Source organism: Nostoc foliaceum FACHB-393, from assembly GCF_014698505.1.
Lineage (GTDB): Bacteria > Cyanobacteriota > Cyanobacteriia > Cyanobacteriales > Nostocaceae > Nostoc > Nostoc foliaceum_A.
On sequence record NZ_JACJTD010000019.1, the window covers coordinates 57147 to 76817 of the forward strand.

13 protein-coding genes are annotated in these 19671 nt (G+C 39.1%); 5 read left to right on the forward strand and 8 right to left on the reverse strand.

Going from position 1 to position 19671, the window contains the following annotated elements:
• Positions 1-114: 114 nt before the first annotated feature.
• Positions 115-1254, forward strand: a complete 1140-nt coding sequence (locus H6G92_RS17145; RefSeq protein WP_190894845.1) for a glycosyltransferase family 4 protein — start codon at positions 115-117, stop codon at positions 1252-1254.
• A gap of 18 nt (positions 1255-1272) precedes the next feature.
• On the opposite strand, the gene H6G92_RS17150 is transcribed toward H6G92_RS17145, so the two are convergent.
• Positions 1273-2901 (reverse strand): 2-isopropylmalate synthase, encoded by a 1629-nt coding sequence (locus H6G92_RS17150; protein ID WP_190894846.1) that lies wholly within the window; start codon positions 2899-2901, stop codon positions 1273-1275.
• An 89-nt stretch (positions 2902-2990) separates the two neighbouring features.
• Here H6G92_RS17150 and H6G92_RS17155 point away from each other — a divergent pair, with 89 nt between their 5' ends.
• Both H6G92_RS17155 and H6G92_RS17160 read left to right on the forward strand, forming a co-directional pair.
• The gene (locus H6G92_RS17155) at positions 2991-3671 is read left to right on the forward strand and encodes a GntR family transcriptional regulator (protein ID WP_190894847.1); all 681 of its coding nucleotides are present in this window, start codon (positions 2991-2993) and stop codon (positions 3669-3671) included.
• A gap of 192 nt (positions 3672-3863) precedes the next feature.
• Positions 3864-4304, forward strand: coding sequence for a (2Fe-2S) ferredoxin domain-containing protein (locus H6G92_RS17160; RefSeq protein WP_190894848.1), 441 nt, complete (start codon positions 3864-3866; stop codon positions 4302-4304).
• A gap of 194 nt (positions 4305-4498) precedes the next feature.
• On the opposite strand, the gene H6G92_RS17165 is transcribed toward H6G92_RS17160, so the two are convergent.
• The 3 genes from H6G92_RS17165 to H6G92_RS17175 form a co-directional block, all read right to left on the reverse strand.
• Positions 4499-5158 carry a nuclear transport factor 2 family protein gene (locus H6G92_RS17165; protein WP_190894849.1) on the reverse strand — a complete coding sequence of 220 codons (660 nt, stop codon included), beginning with the start codon at positions 5156-5158 and terminating at the stop codon, positions 4499-4501.
• Between the two features lie 436 nt (positions 5159-5594).
• Positions 5595-11018 carry a trifunctional serine/threonine-protein kinase/ATP-binding protein/sensor histidine kinase gene (locus H6G92_RS17170; protein ID WP_190894850.1) on the reverse strand — a complete coding sequence of 1808 codons (5424 nt, stop codon included), beginning with the start codon at positions 11016-11018 and terminating at the stop codon, positions 5595-5597.
• Positions 11019-11191: 173 nt separating this feature from the next.
• Positions 11192-11728: a nucleotidyltransferase family protein gene (locus H6G92_RS17175; RefSeq protein ID WP_190894851.1), complete on the reverse strand. Its 537-nt coding sequence runs from the start codon at positions 11726-11728 to the stop codon at positions 11192-11194.
• Between the two features lie 194 nt (positions 11729-11922).
• Between H6G92_RS17175 and H6G92_RS17180 the strand changes: the two genes are divergently transcribed.
• Together H6G92_RS17180 and cobO are read left to right on the forward strand one after the other, a co-directional pair.
• A complete protein-coding gene (locus H6G92_RS17180; RefSeq protein ID WP_190894852.1) occupies positions 11923-13194 on the forward strand; it encodes a plasmid pRiA4b ORF-3 family protein in 1272 nt (423 codons plus the stop codon).
• A gap of 383 nt (positions 13195-13577) precedes the next feature.
• Positions 13578-14255, forward strand: coding sequence for a cob(I)yrinic acid a,c-diamide adenosyltransferase (cobO, locus tag H6G92_RS17185; RefSeq protein ID WP_190894853.1), 678 nt, complete (start codon positions 13578-13580; stop codon positions 14253-14255).
• 8 nt (positions 14256-14263) lie between these two features.
• Here the strand turns inward: cobO and H6G92_RS17190 are convergent, their stop codons facing one another.
• From H6G92_RS17190 to H6G92_RS17205, 4 genes are all read right to left on the reverse strand, one after another.
• On the reverse strand, positions 14264-14965 hold the full coding sequence (locus H6G92_RS17190; protein WP_190894854.1) for a hypothetical protein: 702 nt from the start codon (positions 14963-14965) through the stop codon (positions 14264-14266).
• Positions 14966-15421: 456 nt separating this feature from the next.
• Positions 15422-16405, reverse strand: coding sequence for an RNA polymerase sigma factor, RpoD/SigA family (locus tag H6G92_RS17195; RefSeq protein ID WP_190894855.1), 984 nt, complete (start codon positions 16403-16405; stop codon positions 15422-15424).
• 605 nt (positions 16406-17010) lie between these two features.
• Positions 17011-18738 (reverse strand): helicase HerA domain-containing protein, encoded by a 1728-nt coding sequence (locus H6G92_RS17200; RefSeq protein ID WP_190894912.1) that lies wholly within the window; start codon positions 18736-18738, stop codon positions 17011-17013.
• A 67-nt stretch (positions 18739-18805) separates the two neighbouring features.
• Positions 18806-19600 carry a glutathione S-transferase gene (locus tag H6G92_RS17205; RefSeq protein WP_190894856.1) on the reverse strand — a complete coding sequence of 265 codons (795 nt, stop codon included), beginning with the start codon at positions 19598-19600 and terminating at the stop codon, positions 18806-18808.
• Positions 19601-19671 lie beyond the last annotated feature (71 nt).

Genomic DNA, 19671 nt, shown 5'->3' on the forward strand with positions numbered 1-19671 from the left:
AAATTCAAAGTCTCTCTCCTTTTAGGAGAGAGATTTAGAGAGAGGTTTTCCAGATGCCATGTAATAGATATTAAGGGCACTACGCGCGTCAAAACTAGCTAAAATAGAGGTTTTATGAGAATTCTTTTCTTAGACCAAAGTGGTAAACCAGGCGGTGCCGAATTATGTTTAATAGATATTGCTAAACCTTATGGCGATCGCGCTTTGGTAGGTTTATTTGCAGATGGTTCATTTAAAGATTTACTACAACAAAATCATATCCCCGTGGAAGTTCTCGCAACTCAAGCAATCCAAGTTCGCAAAGAAAGCAGTTTGCTACAAGGATTCAAGAGTCTAGGACAACTTGCACCTTTGATTACTAAGATAGTTAAAAAAGCCCGTGAATACGATTTAATCTATGCCAATACCCAAAAAGCATTAGTTGTAGGAGCATTAGCAAGTTTTTTCAGCCGTCGCCCTCTGGTTTATCATTTACATGATATTCTTTCCACAGAACATTTCAGTCAAACTAATCTTCATGTTGCTATTAACCTAGCTAATCGTTTTGCCTCATTAGTAATTGCTAATTCACAAGCTAGTAAAACCGCCTTTTTACAAGCGGGAGGAGACCGAAATATAGTTGAAGTTGTCTATAACGGCTTTGACCCAAAAATTTATCAACCTGATGAGTCTGACATTAATAAATTACAGCAACAGTTAGGGTTAGAAGGAAAATTTGTAGTCGGACACTTTAGCCGTCTTGCACCTTGGAAAGGGCAGCATATCTTAATTGATGCCCTAGCCAAATGTCCGCCAGAGGTGATAGCAATTTTAGTGGGTGATGCACTGTTTGGTGAACAAGATTACGTCCAAAAGTTACACCAACAAGTTGCTGAACTGGGACTAGAAAACCGCGTTAAATTTTTAGGATTTCGTTCTGATATTCCCCAGTTAATGTCAGCTTGTGACTTGGTAGCACATACCTCTACTGCCCCAGAACCTTTTGGTCGAGTGATTGTAGAGGCGATGCTATGTGGAAAACCTGTAGTTGCAGCAAAAGCTGGAGGTGTAATGGAATTAGTAGAACATGGACTTAATGGTTTTTTAGTGACACCAGGAGAATCCCAAGAACTTGCACAAGTAATTATCACCTGTCTCCAGGAGACGGAAATAACTGCAACTATAGCCAATAATGCTAGGACTACTGCTAGTCGGCGTTTTGATGTTGCAATTATTAATCAACAAATTGCCCAACTACTATCCGACAGATTATAATTACCTGATTAATCTAATCTACCTAGATACAACAGCAGAGTCTGTCTCATGCAAATGGGATTTATCAGTTTGGTTTTGCAAGTAACGATAGAGACGATTCAGGGCATTTACATGAGCATAAGCTGCGGCTACTACAATATCAGTATCAGATGCTTGTCCAGAGAATATCCGCTCTTGATGCTTCAAACGAACTGTGACAGTTCCCAGTGCATCAATTCCTCCAGTCACAGATTGGACGGAAAATTCAATTAGTTGATTGGGAATCTGCACCAATCGATTGATTGCTTGATACACCGCATCCACTGGGCCTGTGCCTACACTCGCATCTGTGAGAATTTTGCCCTCAGGAGTGACAATTGTGATGGTTGCAGTTGGACAAGTACAGTCACCGCAGATTACCTGGACGTGTTCGATTTGGAAGCAACTTTCTATTTGAATCTGCGTCTCATCTCGAACGATCGCTTCTAAATCCCAATCTGAGATTTCTTTTTTCTTATCGGCGACTTCTTTGAACCGATTGAAGGCTTTATTCAAGTCTGCTTCATTCAGTTCAAACCCCAATTCCTTCAGCCTTGTACGGAAAGCATTTCGTCCAGAGTGCTTGCCCAAAACAATGCGATTTTCTGGCAAACCGATCGCAGCAGCTTCCATAATTTCATAAGTCTGGCGGTGCTTGATGATCCCATCTTGGTGAATACCAGACTCATGGGCGAAAGCGTTTGCTCCCACGATCGCTTTATTGGGTTGAATCAACATTCCAGTTAATTGAGAAACCAAGGATGAGGTTTTATAAATCTCCTGAGTCTTGATATTAGTCAGGGGTGTATCGGCATCAACCGGACGATTAAAGTAAGGATTGAAAAAGGGTTTGCGAACCTGCAACGCCATGACAATCTCTTCTAAGGCTGCATTGCCTGCTCGTTCCCCAATGCCATTAATGGTACACTCCACCTGACGCACACCATATTCAATTGCTGCCAAAGCGTTAGCTGTCGCCAAACCCAAATCATTTTGGGTGTGAATGGAAAGAATCACTCCATCGATATTAGAAACATGTTTTCGAATTCCCTGAATCAGATTTCCGATTTCTTTGGGTGTGCAGTAACCAACGGTATCAGGGATGTTGATTGTAGTCGCACCTGCTGCGATCGCCGCCTCCAAAACTTGATACAGAAACTCTGGTTCAGTGCGACTCGCATCCATTGGTGAAAATTCTACATCGTCTACAAAGGACTTAGCATAGGCAACCATTTCTGATGCGATCGCTAATACTTCGCTACGAGACTTTTTCAACTGATATTGCAGGTGAATATCAGAGGTAGAAATCATCGTGTGGATTCTCGGACGAGCCGCACCTTTCAAAGCTTCGGCGGCGGCGTGAATATCCTGGCGAATGGCTCTAGCTAAACTGCAAATGATTGGCCCACCAGGTATTCCGACTTGTTCAGCAATGCTTTTAACAGCTTGAAAATCTCCCGGACTAGCAACGGCAAAACCGGCTTCAATCACATCGACACCAAGGAGAGCTAGTTGATGAGCGATCGCTAATTTCTCTTCTACATTGAGGGTTGCGCCCGGTGACTGTTCGCCATCCCGTAGGGTGGTGTCGAAGATGATAACTCGGTCTGGTTGAGATGCGATGCTCATAACTGTCTCCCGTGGTATTGAAGGGATGTTTCAAAAACTTACTTTGGATATTGTATACAATTTTTTGGATTTTGTATACAATATTCAATATGAACTTAAATGACTTAGCAGCCAATGTGCTGCAACAACAACGCAGTACCCCAGATTTAATTGCCGATGCTTTGCGGGAAGCGATTCTGCGCGGCATTTTTCAGGAAGGACAATCCTTGAGACAGGATGAAATCGCCACTCAGTTTGGCGTTAGCCGCATTCCCGTGCGCGAAGCCCTCAAGCAGCTAGAAGCAGAAGGATTGGTGACACTGCATCTAAATCGTGGTGCGATCGTATCGGTGTTGACAGCACAAGAGGCGCAAGAAATCTGTGAGATTCGTAGCGCCTTAGAAGTGAAAGCGATGCAGTTGGCAATACCTAAGTTCAGAGAAACAGATATAGAAAAAGCTGCTGTGATTTTGGAAGCTACAGATCAAGCAACTGATGCAGGTGTGTTGGCAAAACTCAACTGGGAATTTCATGCGACACTGTACGCCACTGCTGAACGTCCCCGGTTGCTGGCGATGATCAAAACTTTACACGTTAATTGCGATCGCTATGTCCGGGTACAATTAGCACAGATGGATTATCAAGAGCGATCGCAAAAAGAACACTATCAACTCCTAGATGCTTGTCAAAAGCAGGATACAAAAACTGCTGTCAGGTTACTGAAACGACATATTGACACCGCAGGAGAACAGCTAATTGCATACTTGCAGCAAATTGCTCAAAAACGCTGATTCTTGTTGGAACGAGATGATCTAGCAGAACAGATTAAACCGGAAATTACCACTATCCTGTTCAACAAACCTCTCCCTACCTTGAACTAAAGTTCAAGTCTATCCCTCTCCGACTCGGAGAGGGACGGTTTTACATCGTAAAACCAGGGAGAGGTCTTTTTAAGTTGTTCAGAGAAATAAATCGGATCATCCATGAAAAAACTGATCCAGCGTATTAAGAGATTGCTCCAACGTATCTTCAAGAGTTTTGCATCCACTCCTCAGCAACCATCACCCTTAATAAATTCTCGCCCGTTAGACACTTCTATTCCCAGTGTTTCACCTCGATGGGAGTCTGGTTTAGTGCTTGTATGTTCCCAATGTGCAAACGAGCAATCAGGCTCAACGGCTTCCGAAGACTTAGAGAATTGGTTGAAATCTCGTCTGAAACTTGAGGGATTATGGGGTAAATTTCGGGTGGTTAGCACCAGTTGTTTAGGAGTTTGTCCAAAATCCGGCATTACTGTCGTTATTGTAAGTAATGGAAGTGGCGGTAACAGTCCATGCTTAATTGTAAATCCTCGGAGCGATGTCTACGACGGGCTACGCCTACGCGAACTTCTTTACTCACGCATCAAACAGAATAAAGATTGATTTTGCAGCTTTACTAACGCTGAGATTAGGATATTTATTTCACGAAATTATTGAATGCAAAACTGTGTTTTTTCTTACACAATAGTTCGGTTAAGTGGCAAAGCAAAAAGGGATGAATTAAAATATTCACCCCTTAGCTTTTTCCCATAAGAGAAATGAAGAATACTTATCCAAATCTCATCTCTAAACGATTACTACTTTAAGCGAGGTATATTTGGTATTACCAAAGTACTTGAGGAATTAGTGCTTCGGGCATTAGTGCTTGAGGAAGCAGTAGTTGGGGAACTAAGATTCAAGAAATCGATGAGTTTGAGAGTACGTTTACGAATTTTCCAGCGCCCATTTTTATTGATAACTTCATCTTCATAAGTACCATTAGCAACATCAATGCTGGTTTCCGAACGTTTGTGAGTTGCATGGAGGTAAGAGGTCATCGTTGCTTGATTATTTTGAACTGAAATATTTATCGTACCTATCAAGTGTTGGGTAGCTGTATAACCATTTCCTTCGAATACTGAATAGACAAAATCTGCCCAAGAATCTGTTCCAAAACGTGTTTCACTCGCCCCATCAGGAAAAATGGCAGTGAGGACTGCATCTTGAGTAAAACAATCCCGATAAATATTCTTTCCCTCTAGGAGATTTCCTCTACCAATAGCATCAGTTCCTAACGCGTAACAAGATGTTAATTTTTGAATTTCTAATTCTGCGTTAGGTTGAGATGCACTTGCTAGTTCAAACTTACCTCCAATAAACAGCACAAGAGTGACTGCAAGCACAATCAAAGTTATACGATTTAACAAAAACGAGATAGCCTTTGGAACTATTCGCCCACTTTCTCTTCTCTTTTCCACAGGATGACCACCTTAATTTTTATAATTTTCGTATCTTGTACTTGCTGTAAACTCAAGTTTTTGCGGGACTTGTTAGCTCATAAAAACTTGGCTAAAATTATTGGGAATTTAGCGAGAGCTTACTTTGATATCAGCTAGTAAATTAATTTACTAGTAAACAAGAAAAATAGTACAAGATTTGATGTATGTAATTATTTATAACAGATGAATGATGAAATTCTGAGTATTAATTATCACTGTATTTGTGTTGATTTGATTAAGTAATTAAAGTTATCATTTGCATAGTTTTATGAAAAAGTAAATAACCTTTTCTTACAAATAAAATAGAATTACTATAGCAATATTTAAACATTTGTGATATGAAAAATACACGACTTATTTGAAAAGTCGCGTATCTGCGGATATAGCTTTGCTAATGCGTCTCTAGCATGAGAAATTATTCTCCCAAAACGGGAATAGAAATTATAAATTCTGTTCCTTGTCCCAACACTGATTCACAAATCAAACTTCCACCGTGATTTTCTACTATAATTTGGCGACTAATAGATAATCCTAATCCTGTACCTTTTCCTACACATTTAGTAGTAAATAAATTTTCAAATATACAGGCTTTAACCTCTTCTGACATCCCCTTAGCATTATCTTGAATCTTAATTATCAGATTATTATCTTCATCTATCTTAGTGAAGATAATAATAGTATTAGGGTGATTGTCTTGAATTTCTATAAAACTACGACCAATATTTGCTTCTTCTAAAGCATCAATTGCATTTGCAATAACATTCATAAACACCTGATTCAATTGTCCTAAATAACATTTGACTAGTGGGATATTTCCGTACTGCTTAATGATTTGAATTGCCGGACGATTATGATCAGCCTTTAGGCGATGCTGTAAAATCAATAAAGTACTATCAATACCTTCATGGATATTAGCTAATACTTTAGAGGTAGTATCAGCCCGTGAAAAAGTACGAAGGGAAGTACTAATGTTACGAATGCGCTGTGTCCCTACTGTCATACCATCAATCATTTTTGGTAAATCTTCTAGCAGGAAATCTATATCTATTTCTTCGGCTTTTTCTTCAATTTCAGCACCAGGATTTGGGAACTTTTCTCGGTACAGTTGCAGATGCCCTATTAAATCTTTAACAGTATCTTTTGCTTGGACTATACTACCTGCAATAAAACCAACTGGATTGTTTATTTCGTGTGCTACACCTGCAACTAAATTACCCAAAGAAGACATTTTTTCACTTTGGATAAGTTGTAGTTGTGCCTCTTGGAAATCTTTTATTAACTGTTCTAATTCTCTAGATTTGTCTTGTTCTCTTGTGTACAATCGGGCATTTTGTATGGCAATAGCCATTTGAGAAACCAAGACTTTTAATACCTCTACCCTTTCTGGGACAAAAGCTCCTGATGATATCTGATTTTCTAAATAAATAATACCTGTAAGCTGTGATTGGTAAATAATGGGCAAGCAAAAGATTGATTTTATTTTAGATTTTTGAATATAAATATCAAGGTTAAAAGGTTCTGTAGCTATTGCATCATTTAATACAAGATATTGCTGAGTTCGAAAAACGTAATTAATTACAGATAGCGGTAAATCCTGATAGGTTTCAACAGGAATAGAGCGTAAAACTGTCACTACATCTTCAGTAAGATTTCCAGAAGCTTCGATATATAGTTGATTATCTTTAAGTAGAAGTAGTACTGCTTTTTGTGCAGCAGCATTTTCTAGTAAAATTTTGATTAGCTTGCTCAACAAATTTTCTAAAATAATTTCATTGGTAATCGCTTGCGAAAACTTGATGAATGCATTAAAATCCAAAAAATCACTCAAACTGCTATTAGTAGTCGTGGTAGTGGTAAGGTGAATTGTATCTATTTTTGAAGTAGTAGTTTCTATCGTATTAGTTTGTCCTACTAGAAAAACATACTTTGATTCTAAGTATTTAACTTTAGCGATCGCACCCCAACGAATATAGGCATAATAGGCTTTAGTTATATAAGTTTGATGAATTAACTCTTTACCTAGAGACTGATAAAATTTTCCTGCTAACTCATAAGCTAAAGCTTCTTCTTGAAGAAAACCGTTTTCTTGAGATTTAGTAATAGAGTTCTCATAGTAGTCCATCGCTTCCAGCTTTTGACCTAAAACCTGATACCGTTCTGCCTCCACGAGATAAAATCTGTGTAAGTGATTCGTGGGAGCATGAGTAGCCCAGAGTTCCATCTTTTGCTGATTAGCTTGGATTTTTTCTAGAATAGTTTGCTTCTCAGACTCTTGAGCAGTATGATAAATTGCCAGGTGGGCTAAAGAATCGTAAAAATAGAACAATGGAACAACAAACAATCCTGTAACACCACCTAAAGATTTCTCTGCGATCGCAGCATTTTCTACAGCCTTAAAATACTCTCCAAATATGTAAGAAAGCATTAGTTTATTAACAAATAGATGGTTAATTGTGTAAAGGTCATTTACTTGCTGATGAATTGGTAGCATCCTTTGCTCGTCGTAGGCTTCTCCAATTAAACAGTCTACCTTTTCAAAATTTCCTTTCAAATTCAACACTGTTTGCAAATATACTAAGTTCCAAGTTAAAGCTACTTGTTGATTGATTTTTTTCAGCGATTCACAATAAGCTATCAGTTCTTTTTCTAGAACCCAAAGTTCCTTACCCAGCCAAAATGAATGATAAGGATAAATGTAACCACAATAACCAGCATATTCTAAATCTCCAGTTTCTAGACCACTAGAATATCCTGCTATTGATGTTATTAATGTTTCCCTAACATGCTCTTTCCAATGCATAACATGAGCGCTAACAACCGTTAAAATCTTAGCCTTGAGTTCTTCAGCATTAAATTGTGACACCAGACGTGAAGCTAATTTACCAAATTCATAGCCAGAATCAATTTCTCCTTGAACTCCACAAAGGAGCAATCCATAAAGGCTATAACCATAGGCAGATACAGCCGTATTGCCATACATTGAGGACAAATTGACCATTTTACAGACAATAATTGGCATCATTGCAGGAGCAGTTTGAAAAGCCGCAGGAAGAACTCCCATTAAGATTCTCATGGCTGCAATCTTGTTAGGATCGGTCATTAATGGTAAGTCAATTAAATCTGCAATGGCTTTCCCTTTCAAAGAAGCAGCGATTTCATCCATCCCCTGCTGAATATCAAATGATGTTGGTTCACTTGGAAAACTTATTCCTAACAATTTCAAAATTGATACTGCTATTTTGATAGCTTCCAGTTGTTTGCTTTGAATGATAGAAGCGATAATCTGTACTTCATAGACTTTCACTTTATCTAAAAGGATTTTGGCTTCTTGCTGCACCACCTCAGACCATTGTTGCATCTGCTCAAAATTACCTCCCAGATAGGCTGCCTCTGCCGCTCCTTCATATAAACCTATGGTTAGGGTATATTCAGTTTGCCAAGCGTCTATATTTAAAAGTTCTATCCCATTTGTGAAGTATTTAAGAGCCACTTCGTAAGCTGTAGAAGCTTTAGCTTTTCTTCCTGCAATTAAATTTAATTGCGCCAATTCAGTTTTTTCAGATTGCTCTATCAGGTTAACAATACCTACATTCAACTGATTGACGATATCAAAAATGTTACATTCTATTTCCTCCTTAGGTATATTATGGAGAAGCAATTGCCCAATCTTCAAGTGAGTCGACTTCTTTTGTTCTTCTGGAATCAAAGAATATGCTGCTTGTTGTACTCTGTCATGTAAGAACTTGTAACCCACACGTGAGGTATCGAAATTGAAATTAACCGCTTCTTCTTGATTAAAAACTAAAGGAATACGGTAAGCTTCACTTAAAGGCAAGATTAATCCCGCTTGCAAAGCCGAGTGTAAATCATTTGCGGTCAATGAAGCTGATTTTTCATTGACTATCGATAAAACATCCAGACTAAATCTATCACCCACACAAGCTGCTAATTTCAAAACATCTTGGGTAAACTTTGGTAGTTTTTGAACTCGGCTTGCAACTAATTCAACTACATTTTTATCGGTAATTCCAATTGATTGGATATCTTCTAGACTCCACTGCCATTTAGCATTAATGAAATCAAATGTTAAAACTTTTTCTTGATGAAGTGCTTGAATTAGTTGTGTTACAAAAAATGGGTTGCCACCTGTTTTGTTAGAAATTAATTCAGCTAGTTGGATAATTTGATTGTCTAATACTCTGTTTTCGGAATCATAATTAACTTCTGTGTCCTGTAGAGTTTCTGCAACTAACTGAGTCACATTCCCTAAATTTAAAGGTTGCAAGACAATATTATTGACAACTGTGCCACTATTTTTAATTTCTTCTATTTTTTGGATTAAAGGATGTGCCGGACTAACTTCATTATCTCTATATGCCCCAATAAATAACAGATATTTGCTGTCTGTATCAGTTATGAGCAGTTGAATTAAATTCAAGGTAGCTGAATCTGCCCATTGTAAATCATCTAAAAATATGACTAAAGGATGTTCTTTTTGGGTAAAAACTTGGATAAATTCTTTAAAAACACGGTTGAAGCGATTTTGTGATTCCGTTGCACCAATTTGGGCAATTTCAGGCTGTGTACCAATGATTAGCTCTACTTCTGCAATTACCTCAGTAATAACTTTTCCATTTGTTCCTAAAGCTGATAGAATTTTATTCCGCCATTTTTCTATTTTTTCATTATTTTCAGTCAGCAAATACCGCATTAAATAAGCAAAAGCTTGAATTAAAGAAGCATAAGGGATATTTCGCTTTAATTGATCAAATTTACCAGAAATAAAGTAACCTTGTCTGCGAGTAATGGGTTTATTAACTTCGTTGACTAGAACTGATTTGCCAATACCAGAATAACCAGAGACTAGCATCATTTCACTAGTTCCAGATGTAACGCGCTCAAATGCGGCTAAGAGTTCATTAACTTGTTCTTCACGACCATATAATTTTTGTGGGATTAATAACTGGCTTAAGATATCTAAACGACCTGGAACAAAATCATTAATTGTACCCTTAGTTTCTAACTGGTTGAGACATAGTTCTAAGTCTGCTAATAATCCTGTGGAACTTTGATATCTGTCTTCCGCATTTTTCGCCATCAACTTCATGACAATTTCTGAGACGACGGCAGGAATTTTTGGATTTAATGTCTGCGGTTTTATTGGTTGAACAGCAATGTGACTATAAACTATTTCTAGGGTGTCTTGGCTAAAAAATGGTGTTTTCTTAGTGAGCATTTCATACAAAGTCACACCAAGTGAATAAAAGTCAGTGCGATAATCGAGAATGCGATTCATTCTCCCAGTTTGTTCAGGAGACATATAGGCAAGTGTGCCTTCAACGCAGTTAGGATTAGTAAACTGAGGATTTTCTTTATTGAGGCGGGAGGCTATACCAAAGTCAGTGAGTTTAACAATACCTGTCTGGGAGTTAATGATGACGTTACTAGGTTTAATATCTTTATGAATAATCTGGTGTTTATGCAAATAATCTAGAGCTTTGGTCAGTTGAATAGCAATGTTTAAATACTTAATTAAGTCAAGTTTTTCTGTCTGTAGAAGTTGATCTAAAGATTGACCACCAAAGTCTTCTAACAACAGTCCTACACGATTATCAAAGGTTTCCAAACTAATGGCTTTAACTATATTGGGATGGTCTAAAGTTTGCTGAATTTGATACTCATTTTTAAGGCGAGTAAAGGCTTCGAGGGTAGGGTATTCATTTTTAAGCAACTTGAGGATAACTCGCTGTTGCGTCTTTGGGGTTTGTGTTTGATAAATAATTGTTTGGATTCCTTCGTGGAGAGTCGAGTTGATTTGGTATCCAGTACGATTTGGCATTGATTTTTGACTATCAAGTTACAAAATTAGCATCACCCCTGGTCTTGTCATCAAAGGGGTTCTATTTTAATTATTCCCAGTACGTAGAAAATTATTAACATTGAGATCCCGTAACTAAGGGTTATAAATTAACCTTGTAACAAAAACCAATGTCTACAGCCCGACTGTAACTTTTACGCTAACCGCAGATAAGGACACTTCTGTAAAAACCCAGAAGCCTTATTGTGGGCATCTAGGTTATGAGTATGTGCTGGCGTAGGTCGAATAATGCCATCAAATAAGTCATCTAACCCATAGGGAATAAAAAATTGCCATTGGCCTTGTGTATCTAGCCGAACTCCCACAGCAGTAGCAGTGTGCAGCCAATCTGTGATGCCATCCTCTGTACTAGTGTAGGGTCTGCTACCAAGCCGCCAACGAGCAAAACTGGCTTGATTTTTAACATCAAACTGATCATGAGGAAATTGTTCTGTGAGAGTCGCCTTTGCTGCTAGTTCTTGAGAACGGTTCCCCTCCATATCAAAGAATGCAATATCAAAATCTTTAATACCTAACCCACACTCATTACCAAAAATTGAAGACCAAACTGTGTTTCTGACTGCACCCCCAGCTAACCACCAGTTAGGTAAATTTAGTTGAGCGATCGCAGGTAATACTGTATTAATACGTGTATCAGTTAAAATCATCTGTAGACGAGTGTTACTATTCATATCAAATTCCTGAAATTGTCAAGTAAAAGGTGAAAATATTATTATTCACATTACATTAAGCTTACGGTGTTGATAGTCCTGCTATGACACTTGGCGAGTCAATATTTTTAGCGTAACTGCTGAAGTCATAGTATAAAGAGAACAGGATTTTACGGAAGGGTAAATGGTGAATTTAGAATTTAGAATTTTTATCTATGGAAGATTTATTCGCACGACTAGAACGCACACTCAATCCTGAACTGCCTTCCCTAACAGAGTCACAACAAAAACTTCTACAAGAACTCAGCATTGATGAAAATCAACCCGGTACGATTCTGCATGATTTTCAAACTTTGATAGATTTCTTGCAACCAAATGGAGTGGAAGTTAGTAGTGTTAATAACCTTTTACCGCTTAAAGTACTATCGGAAGTTAATTCTCGGTTAAGTCACCCAATTGAAATTAAACTCAAACGCCCTGTACAGAAATCATACCCCTACATTAATGGACTATATTTGTTATTACGCAGTTCTGGGATAGGCCAAATTAGATCCCAAGGTAAGAAGCAAATTTTAGTATTAGACGCAGCTACCTTAGAATCATGGTCAAATCTCAACTCAACAGAACGCTATTTCAACTTATTAGAAGCTTGGTTAATTTGGGGAAATAACGAAATTTTGGGTGAGCATCAAGACTCATTCGGGAATTTATTTAGATGTATTCAACTTTGGCCCCGCATCCCAGATAAAGGTTTAAAGTTTCCTAAATATGATGATCAACACAATATTAGTTATTACCCTGGTCTGCATAATGTTGCTCTATTAGAGTTATTTGGATTGTTATCTATCAAACAAGGGAAACCACAAGAAGGCAAGGGGTGGCGCATTACTAGTTTACAACGCTTGCCCTTTGGTGATGCTCTGTTGCAATTACTATTTCCACTGGGTATACGAGGAGAATTGCAGGATGATGTCAATGTGACTTTTGGAAAATTGCAGTCACATTTTCAAGCATTTTTTCCAGAATGGGAGCATAATTTATTTGTTCCAAAGCAAGGCTTAATTGATGGTATTTATATTTTTAAAGTATCTATTTCTCAAGTTTGGAGACGCATTGCCATACCAGCGAAGAAATCATTAGGCTGGCTAGCAGAAATAATTCTCGATGCTTTTGATTTTGACTACGACCACTTATATGAGTTTAGTTATAAAGATCGTTTTGGTCGTACTATCAAAATAGGTCATCCGTACCTGGAAACTCCTCCATTTGCCGACCAAGTGCAGATTGGTGATTTATCTCTAGAACCAGGTGCTAAAATGACCTATCTTTATGATTTTGGTGATAACTGGAAATTTGATGTACAGTTAGAAGCAATTAATCCGCCTGATAATAAAATCAAAAAACCAAAGATTTTAGAAGTTCACGGAAATGCACCTCAACAGTATTGGAGTGAAGATGATGAATCAGATGATGATGAGGGAGAGTAATTATATTGTTTTAGTAACTCAATTTATATAAAAGTACCCCTAGTAAAATTAATGTCACTTTCTAAATAAGTGATAAATGATAATTTTTTTACCCAACTGACCTGTCGAAGGAAAAGACAGAATTTTATCAGTAAAGTGATTTAATAAACCTATTAAATTATTTAAAATATCAATATTGAACTCAAATTATAAGCTGAGTTTGTATATCATAGAGTTTTACTTAGTTGTCTGCCAATGATGTAAAAAAAAACTAACACGGTATCAATATTTTCCTATAAAATCTTACTGGACATATCCAATTATGTAATTTCAGTAAAATTGGATAATACACTTAATTTCAGTTCATTCTCGAAAGTTTTAATAGTTATTTGCACACAAGGTTGATGAAAAACGATACACCACAAGAATTAAACCAAGACCAAGAGATTGGGCGCTTGATTGATGAAGTAATGTCTTCATCTCTGACTGATGAACAGTATCGCAAAAAGATGCAGCGGCGTAAGGAAGTACAGGATCAACGCATAGCACAAGCTGTACCAGAAAAAGGATTAATTATTGTAAATACTGGTAATGGTAAAGGTAAAACTACTGCGGCTTTGGGGATGGTGTTACGATCGCTTGGTCACGGGTATAAAGTTGCGATCGTCCAATTCATCAAAGGTAGCTGGGAACCTTCAGAAAAAAGGGTTTTCAGCTATTGGGAAGACCAGATAGAATTTCATGCAATGGGCGAAGGCTTTACCTGGGAAACTCAAGACCGCGATCGCGATCTTGATAAAGCTAGCGCCGCGTGGGAAAAATCATTAGAATACATCCGCAACCCAGACTTTCATCTGGTGTTGTTAGACGAAATTAATATTGCCCTCAAAATGTCTTACTTAGAAGTAGAGGATGTTTTAGCAGGTTTGGCGCAAAAACCAGCTAATAAGCATGTTATTCTCACAGGTAGAGGCGCACCAGCTGCTTTAATTGAGCGTGCTGACCTCGTAACGGAAATGACCCTAGTTAAGCACCCTTTCCGCGATCAAGGCGTTAAAGCGCAACCCGGAATTGAGTATTAACTTGAAGATTACTTGCACATTTGCAATGCGCGGCGATCGCTAGCAGTGATGGAATTTAAGCGATGAAAGTCTTGCAAAGCCACCGAGTAAGCATAAGAGTTTAACTCATCTTCACCGACTTGAGGCAATCTATTGCTTGCAGCTACCTGATTCGACTGAGCAGAACTGGCTTCATTTGACGAAGTATTAACCGTCATCGCCAACTCTCCTGATGGGTTGAGTGTACCCTGAAAACAATTAAACTCTGATTGGGGCATATACAATGCACCCGTTACCTTATTCTGCTGCTTTTGAAATATGATGTAACCTTGACCAAGCTGGTTAGATTTTGGGGATTGACCATAGAGGTAAACCCCATCTTTTACAGGAAAAACTGCTTTTGGTAAAACTTCTGCCCCTTTTGTAGCTCCCTGAGAACTTGGAACCAACGCTGTGGTTGTAGGTAATGTTTTTCCGCTCTTATGGACAAAAAGCCCTCTATCTCCAGAAGCTGCATTCAGTTGACTTCTCTGCTCTCTAACTCTTCTTAGCTGCGACAAAAGAGAGTTTTCGGAGGTTTTCTGAATCTGAGCCGATGATAATGGAGAATCTGTAACTGATACTACTTGAGTTTGCTTGGCTATACAGCCCAAACCGAGAAGTAAGCCTAAGCCCGCGAGGGAAATTCCCCACTGACGGGGAGATAAGAACTGATGAAGGTTGTTAAGCACCCTACTTCTCCTGTTAAAAAACTAACTAAGTTCTCTAGAACTTACTTAAATCATAACCAAGTCTTAATTGTCAAAGACTTTGTTAACGACTTATATTACTATTGTCCAAAAAAGAAAACTGTCAAAAACTAAAGTTTTTATTTAATTTAGTTCAACAATCTTAGATTAGCATCAGTTAGAGTCTTTATTCTTCATCCAATAGATTCATCCCATTGGGTGAGGTTAATCAGAAATTAAAGGTTCTCAATTAACATCGTTTTTTGGCATTTTGTTTTTTACTTTTTAATAAATAAAAATTACTGACACTATTTTCTCAGATGCATCACCGTATAAATACAGTGTGAAATGTGAAATCCAAATATTTTCCCTGGTTATTAGCATAAAAAAATCGCCCCCTGAATTCAGGAGGCGCATCACCAAGGTGGTGTAGAGACGCGGCATTTTGCGTCTCTCGTTTTAGCTAGCAACGTATTCTTTAACATTGGCACGACGGCGACGCAGATGAGCCAAAGCTTGATGCTCTAACTGGCGGACGCGTTCACGGCTGAGATTCAATCTCTCACCAACTTTCGCCAATGACATTTCGTTACCATCTTCTAAACCAAAGCGTAGGGCTAAAACTTCTCGCTGTTGTGGAGTTAGTTCTGCTAGCAGGTTGTTCAAGTCTTGGCGCAAGAATTCCTGGTTGGTGTAATACTCTGGCGATGGGCCGCTATCTTCGAGCATTTCTTGTAACTCAGTATCCTGGTTATCGCCAACCTTAACATCCAAAGACACTGGTTGACGCGCCATGTTCAGGTACTCGCGGATCTGAGCAGGTTCTAATTCCAGTTCTTTGGCAATTTCCGCTGGAGTGGGCGATCGCCCCAAGGTTTGAGCCAATTCGCGCTGCACTTTCTTGATTTTATTCAGTTTCTCGGTGATATGGATCGGTAACCGGATGGTGCGACCTTGTTGAGCGATCGCTCGGGTAATCGCTTGGCGAATCCACCAGTAAGCGTAAGTTGAGAACTTATAACCCCTCATTGGGTCAAATTTCTCCACACCCCGCTCTAATCCTAGCGTTCCTTCCTGGATTAAATCCAGAAATTCCATATTCCGCTTTTGGTACTTTTTAGCAATAGCAACAACCAAGCGCAAATTCGCTTCGATCATTTTTTGCTTTGCCCGTTTACCTTGGGCCACCGTTTGTTGCACCTCGGTTTCCGATTGTTGAACATGATCAGCCCACTCTGACATATTCGGTTCGCGGTGCAGTTGCTTCGCCAAAGCTTCTTTGGCGTCGATGAACTTCATCATTTGTTGTACCTGCTTCCCATAGACAATCTCTTGTTCACGGGTTAACAGTGGTACACGACCAATTTCCCGCAGATAGGTTCGCACCATATCAGCCGTGAATTTGGTATTGAGGTTTTCCGTTGGGGTGTTGACAGTAGGCATTGGTGCGTTTTCCTCTACTCCGTAAACACAAAGTATATTTTCTTACTAAAATGGTTAGAAAAAGGTAGTAAATCTATCACAAAATATCGGAAGCTATCAAAAGTAATTATCAATTGATGCAGCCGTTGTCCAGACGGTAAGCCCCCAATGATAGGTTCCCCTACCTTTCCTAAATTTTCAATCTTTATATAAGCACGCTGGTTGTTTTTGAGAATTCTTCTTTAGGCAGTTACTGACAGTGGCTGAAAATCCGAAGTCGGTATGAGTTCCACTTAGCTTTATAGTACGATAAATCAGGCAGATAGTAAAGTATCTTAAGATAAAGCTTCTAATTATAATTCAAAGTTGCCCGTTTGCAAAAAAAATTAAACTTCCTTGAAATTACTGACTATATCTATAGTGACGCTAAAAACTCCTCTTCTGTTGCCAAAAACTAGCCGGATAACCGAACTAAATTTGCTGTGAGGATGGAGGGATGTTACGAATTGGGGATTGTACACTTGTACTGAGCGTAGTCGAAGTATTGGGCATTAGGCATGGGGCATTGGTTATGACTCATTATTTGACCAATAACTAATGACTGATGACCAATGACAAATGACTATTTAGAATCCCAGGTCAGCTTTGGCGAGTTCAGCAGCGGCAAATACTTCTGCGTCAGGTTTTTCTTCCCAGGCTGGTTCACCAATTTGTTCGTAAAATGTTGCGTCGTAAGGACGGGTACGTACTACTACTGGCATCGGAACGGCATGACCCAAAATTAAAGCTTGTTGCTTAGAGTCTAACTTTGCCAATACCGATCGCAGTCCGCTACCACCAGATACACCCGTAAAAATCGCGTCAATGTCTTTTTCGTCATTAAGCAAAGCGGTAATGCGAGTCCCAATCTGGGACATAACTTCATTATCTATTCCTGATGGGCGTTGATCAACTACCAAAAGTGTGACAAAATACTTCCGCAATTCACGGGCAATAGTCCCAAAGATAGTACTTTGGACGATAGCCGGGTCAAGGAAACGGTGCGCCTCTTCAATGGTAATCATCAATGGTGTCGGGCGATCGCTCGGGTTTTTGCTTTGCAGGAATTTATCTGCTTTCTTGACGTAATGCTCGTGAATACGTCGGGTGATCATATTCGTCACCAACATATAAGAGAGCATATTAGACTGGGAACCAAATTCTATCACAACATTCTTCCCAGATTCCAGGCACTGGACAATTTTACTAATATAATTCTGGGGGCAAACCGCTCGCATGTACTTCAAGCTATCCATCCGTAATAGTTTGCGCTGCAATGCCATAATCGAGCCTTTGTGTCCCCGCTTCTCGTCGCAGAACATCTCGATTTCTTCGTTAGTCATATTCAGCAACTGGACAATCCAAGACTTGCCAAATTCGCTATATAAAATATTGGCGTTATCTAAGGCTGCGTCAGAGAGTCCTAAATCTCGGCTACATAACTTAATATCTTCAACCTCTATTTGCTCGTAACTCAGATAGAGTTCTTGAGCATCACGCACACCCCGGCGCTTTGTCGATTCTGGGTCAAGGGTGTAAACTTCTACCTTGCTGGGAAAAAGTTGCTTTAAACCCTTAACAGTATTTACGTTCTTCCCTTCTGCAACAGCTTCCCAGCCATACTCAGAGTGCATATCAAAAATCAAGTTTACTGCCGCATTTTTACGGATAACCCCAGCTAAAAGTAGCCGTGTTAGAAAGGATTTTCCAGTACCAGATTTCCCAAAAACCCCATTACTCCGTTCCACAAAGCGATTTAAATCGATGCAAACTGGCACATCCATATCTAAAGGTTTGCCGATAGAAAAATTGCGCCTTTGGGGGTCATCTTCCCAACCAAATACCCGGCGAAAATCGTCAACACTTGCTTCGTAAACTTGGCTAAAGTGGCTGGGAATAGTTTTAACAGGCAACAATTCCATCGTAGTACTGGTTTGGGGCACAAATGAAGCCAAACCCGTCACTGATGGGAGGAAGGGATTTGTCGTGCCATTTGTTGGGGAGAAAGATTCTTCAGATTCGGGAGTGAACATCAACATCGGCGCGAGGTTGATAGTACCGTATGTACCACTTCCGGCTAAAACATCTCGTAAAAAGGTGTCTTCCCAATTAGGGGGATTGGCAATAATTCGGGCATTAGCAGCCCCCAATGCTACATCTGTCAGCATACAAAAAAAACGCGATCGCATCCCTTGCACAACGAGGAACTTACCTACCCGCATATCTTCCACAGAAATGTCAGGATGCAATCGTACTTCTAAACCTTCAGTTAGAGAACCTTGAATAACCGAACCTAATGGCTGTCCCGAATTCATTTTATTAGTCATTAGTCATTAGTCATTAGTTATTTTCCCCCATGCCCAATGCCTAATGCCCCATTACTTAGTCAATCTGAATTGAAGTTGGCGCACTTCCCGTTGGTGGAGTGGTACTGATTAATGGTTTACGGAATTGGGCGTAAAGGCGATCGCGCCAGGTAAAGAATGGTTCATAATCTATATTCTCTGCAAAAATTGGCAATCCTTTACCTCTAATAGAAGCTGGTAAATCCAGATAGGGGCCAGAGGGGAACTTGAGCAATATCGATAAGCCAGCTACTGCCAAGTCAGCTAAAGTTGGCTCATCTCCTGTTAAATAAGGACTATCTGCCAATAATAACGTTACTGCTTCCAAGTCTTGTTTTAAGGATGCGATCGCTGACTTTATCACATCTGGACTATAACCTACGCCAAAACCCATCACTGTCAGTAAGTCAGTAGGTACTCCTTCAACCAGACTTTTAAATATATCTGGTGTTGAGGTGGGTAATAAAGACTTGCGGAAATTTTGATCTTGACTTATGGCTGCAAATAGTGCTTTGCGACCTTTGATACCTATGGACTCATCAGCCCATTCTTCTATTAATAAAGTTAAACCCCGTTTTTTAGGGTCTTGCGGTATTATCGGGCGATCGGGATATTCTAAGTCTAAATACTTAGCTATTTCCGTAGAATCCGCAATATACTTGTTCCGATCCTTTAATACTGGGACTTGTTTCTGACCAGTCAGCCGGAACAGTTCTACTTGTCCAATACCAGGTGTAACCTCTATTTTGCGGTAATCTAGTCCTTTAAAATCTAGAATTAGGCGCACTTTCTCTGAGTATTGAGATAGTTCCCATTGGTATAATTCCAACATGTTGTCTACCTTATAACTGGTCAACTTCTTAACTTTACAATTGTATCTTTAGTTAAAGTAATTTTTCTTAA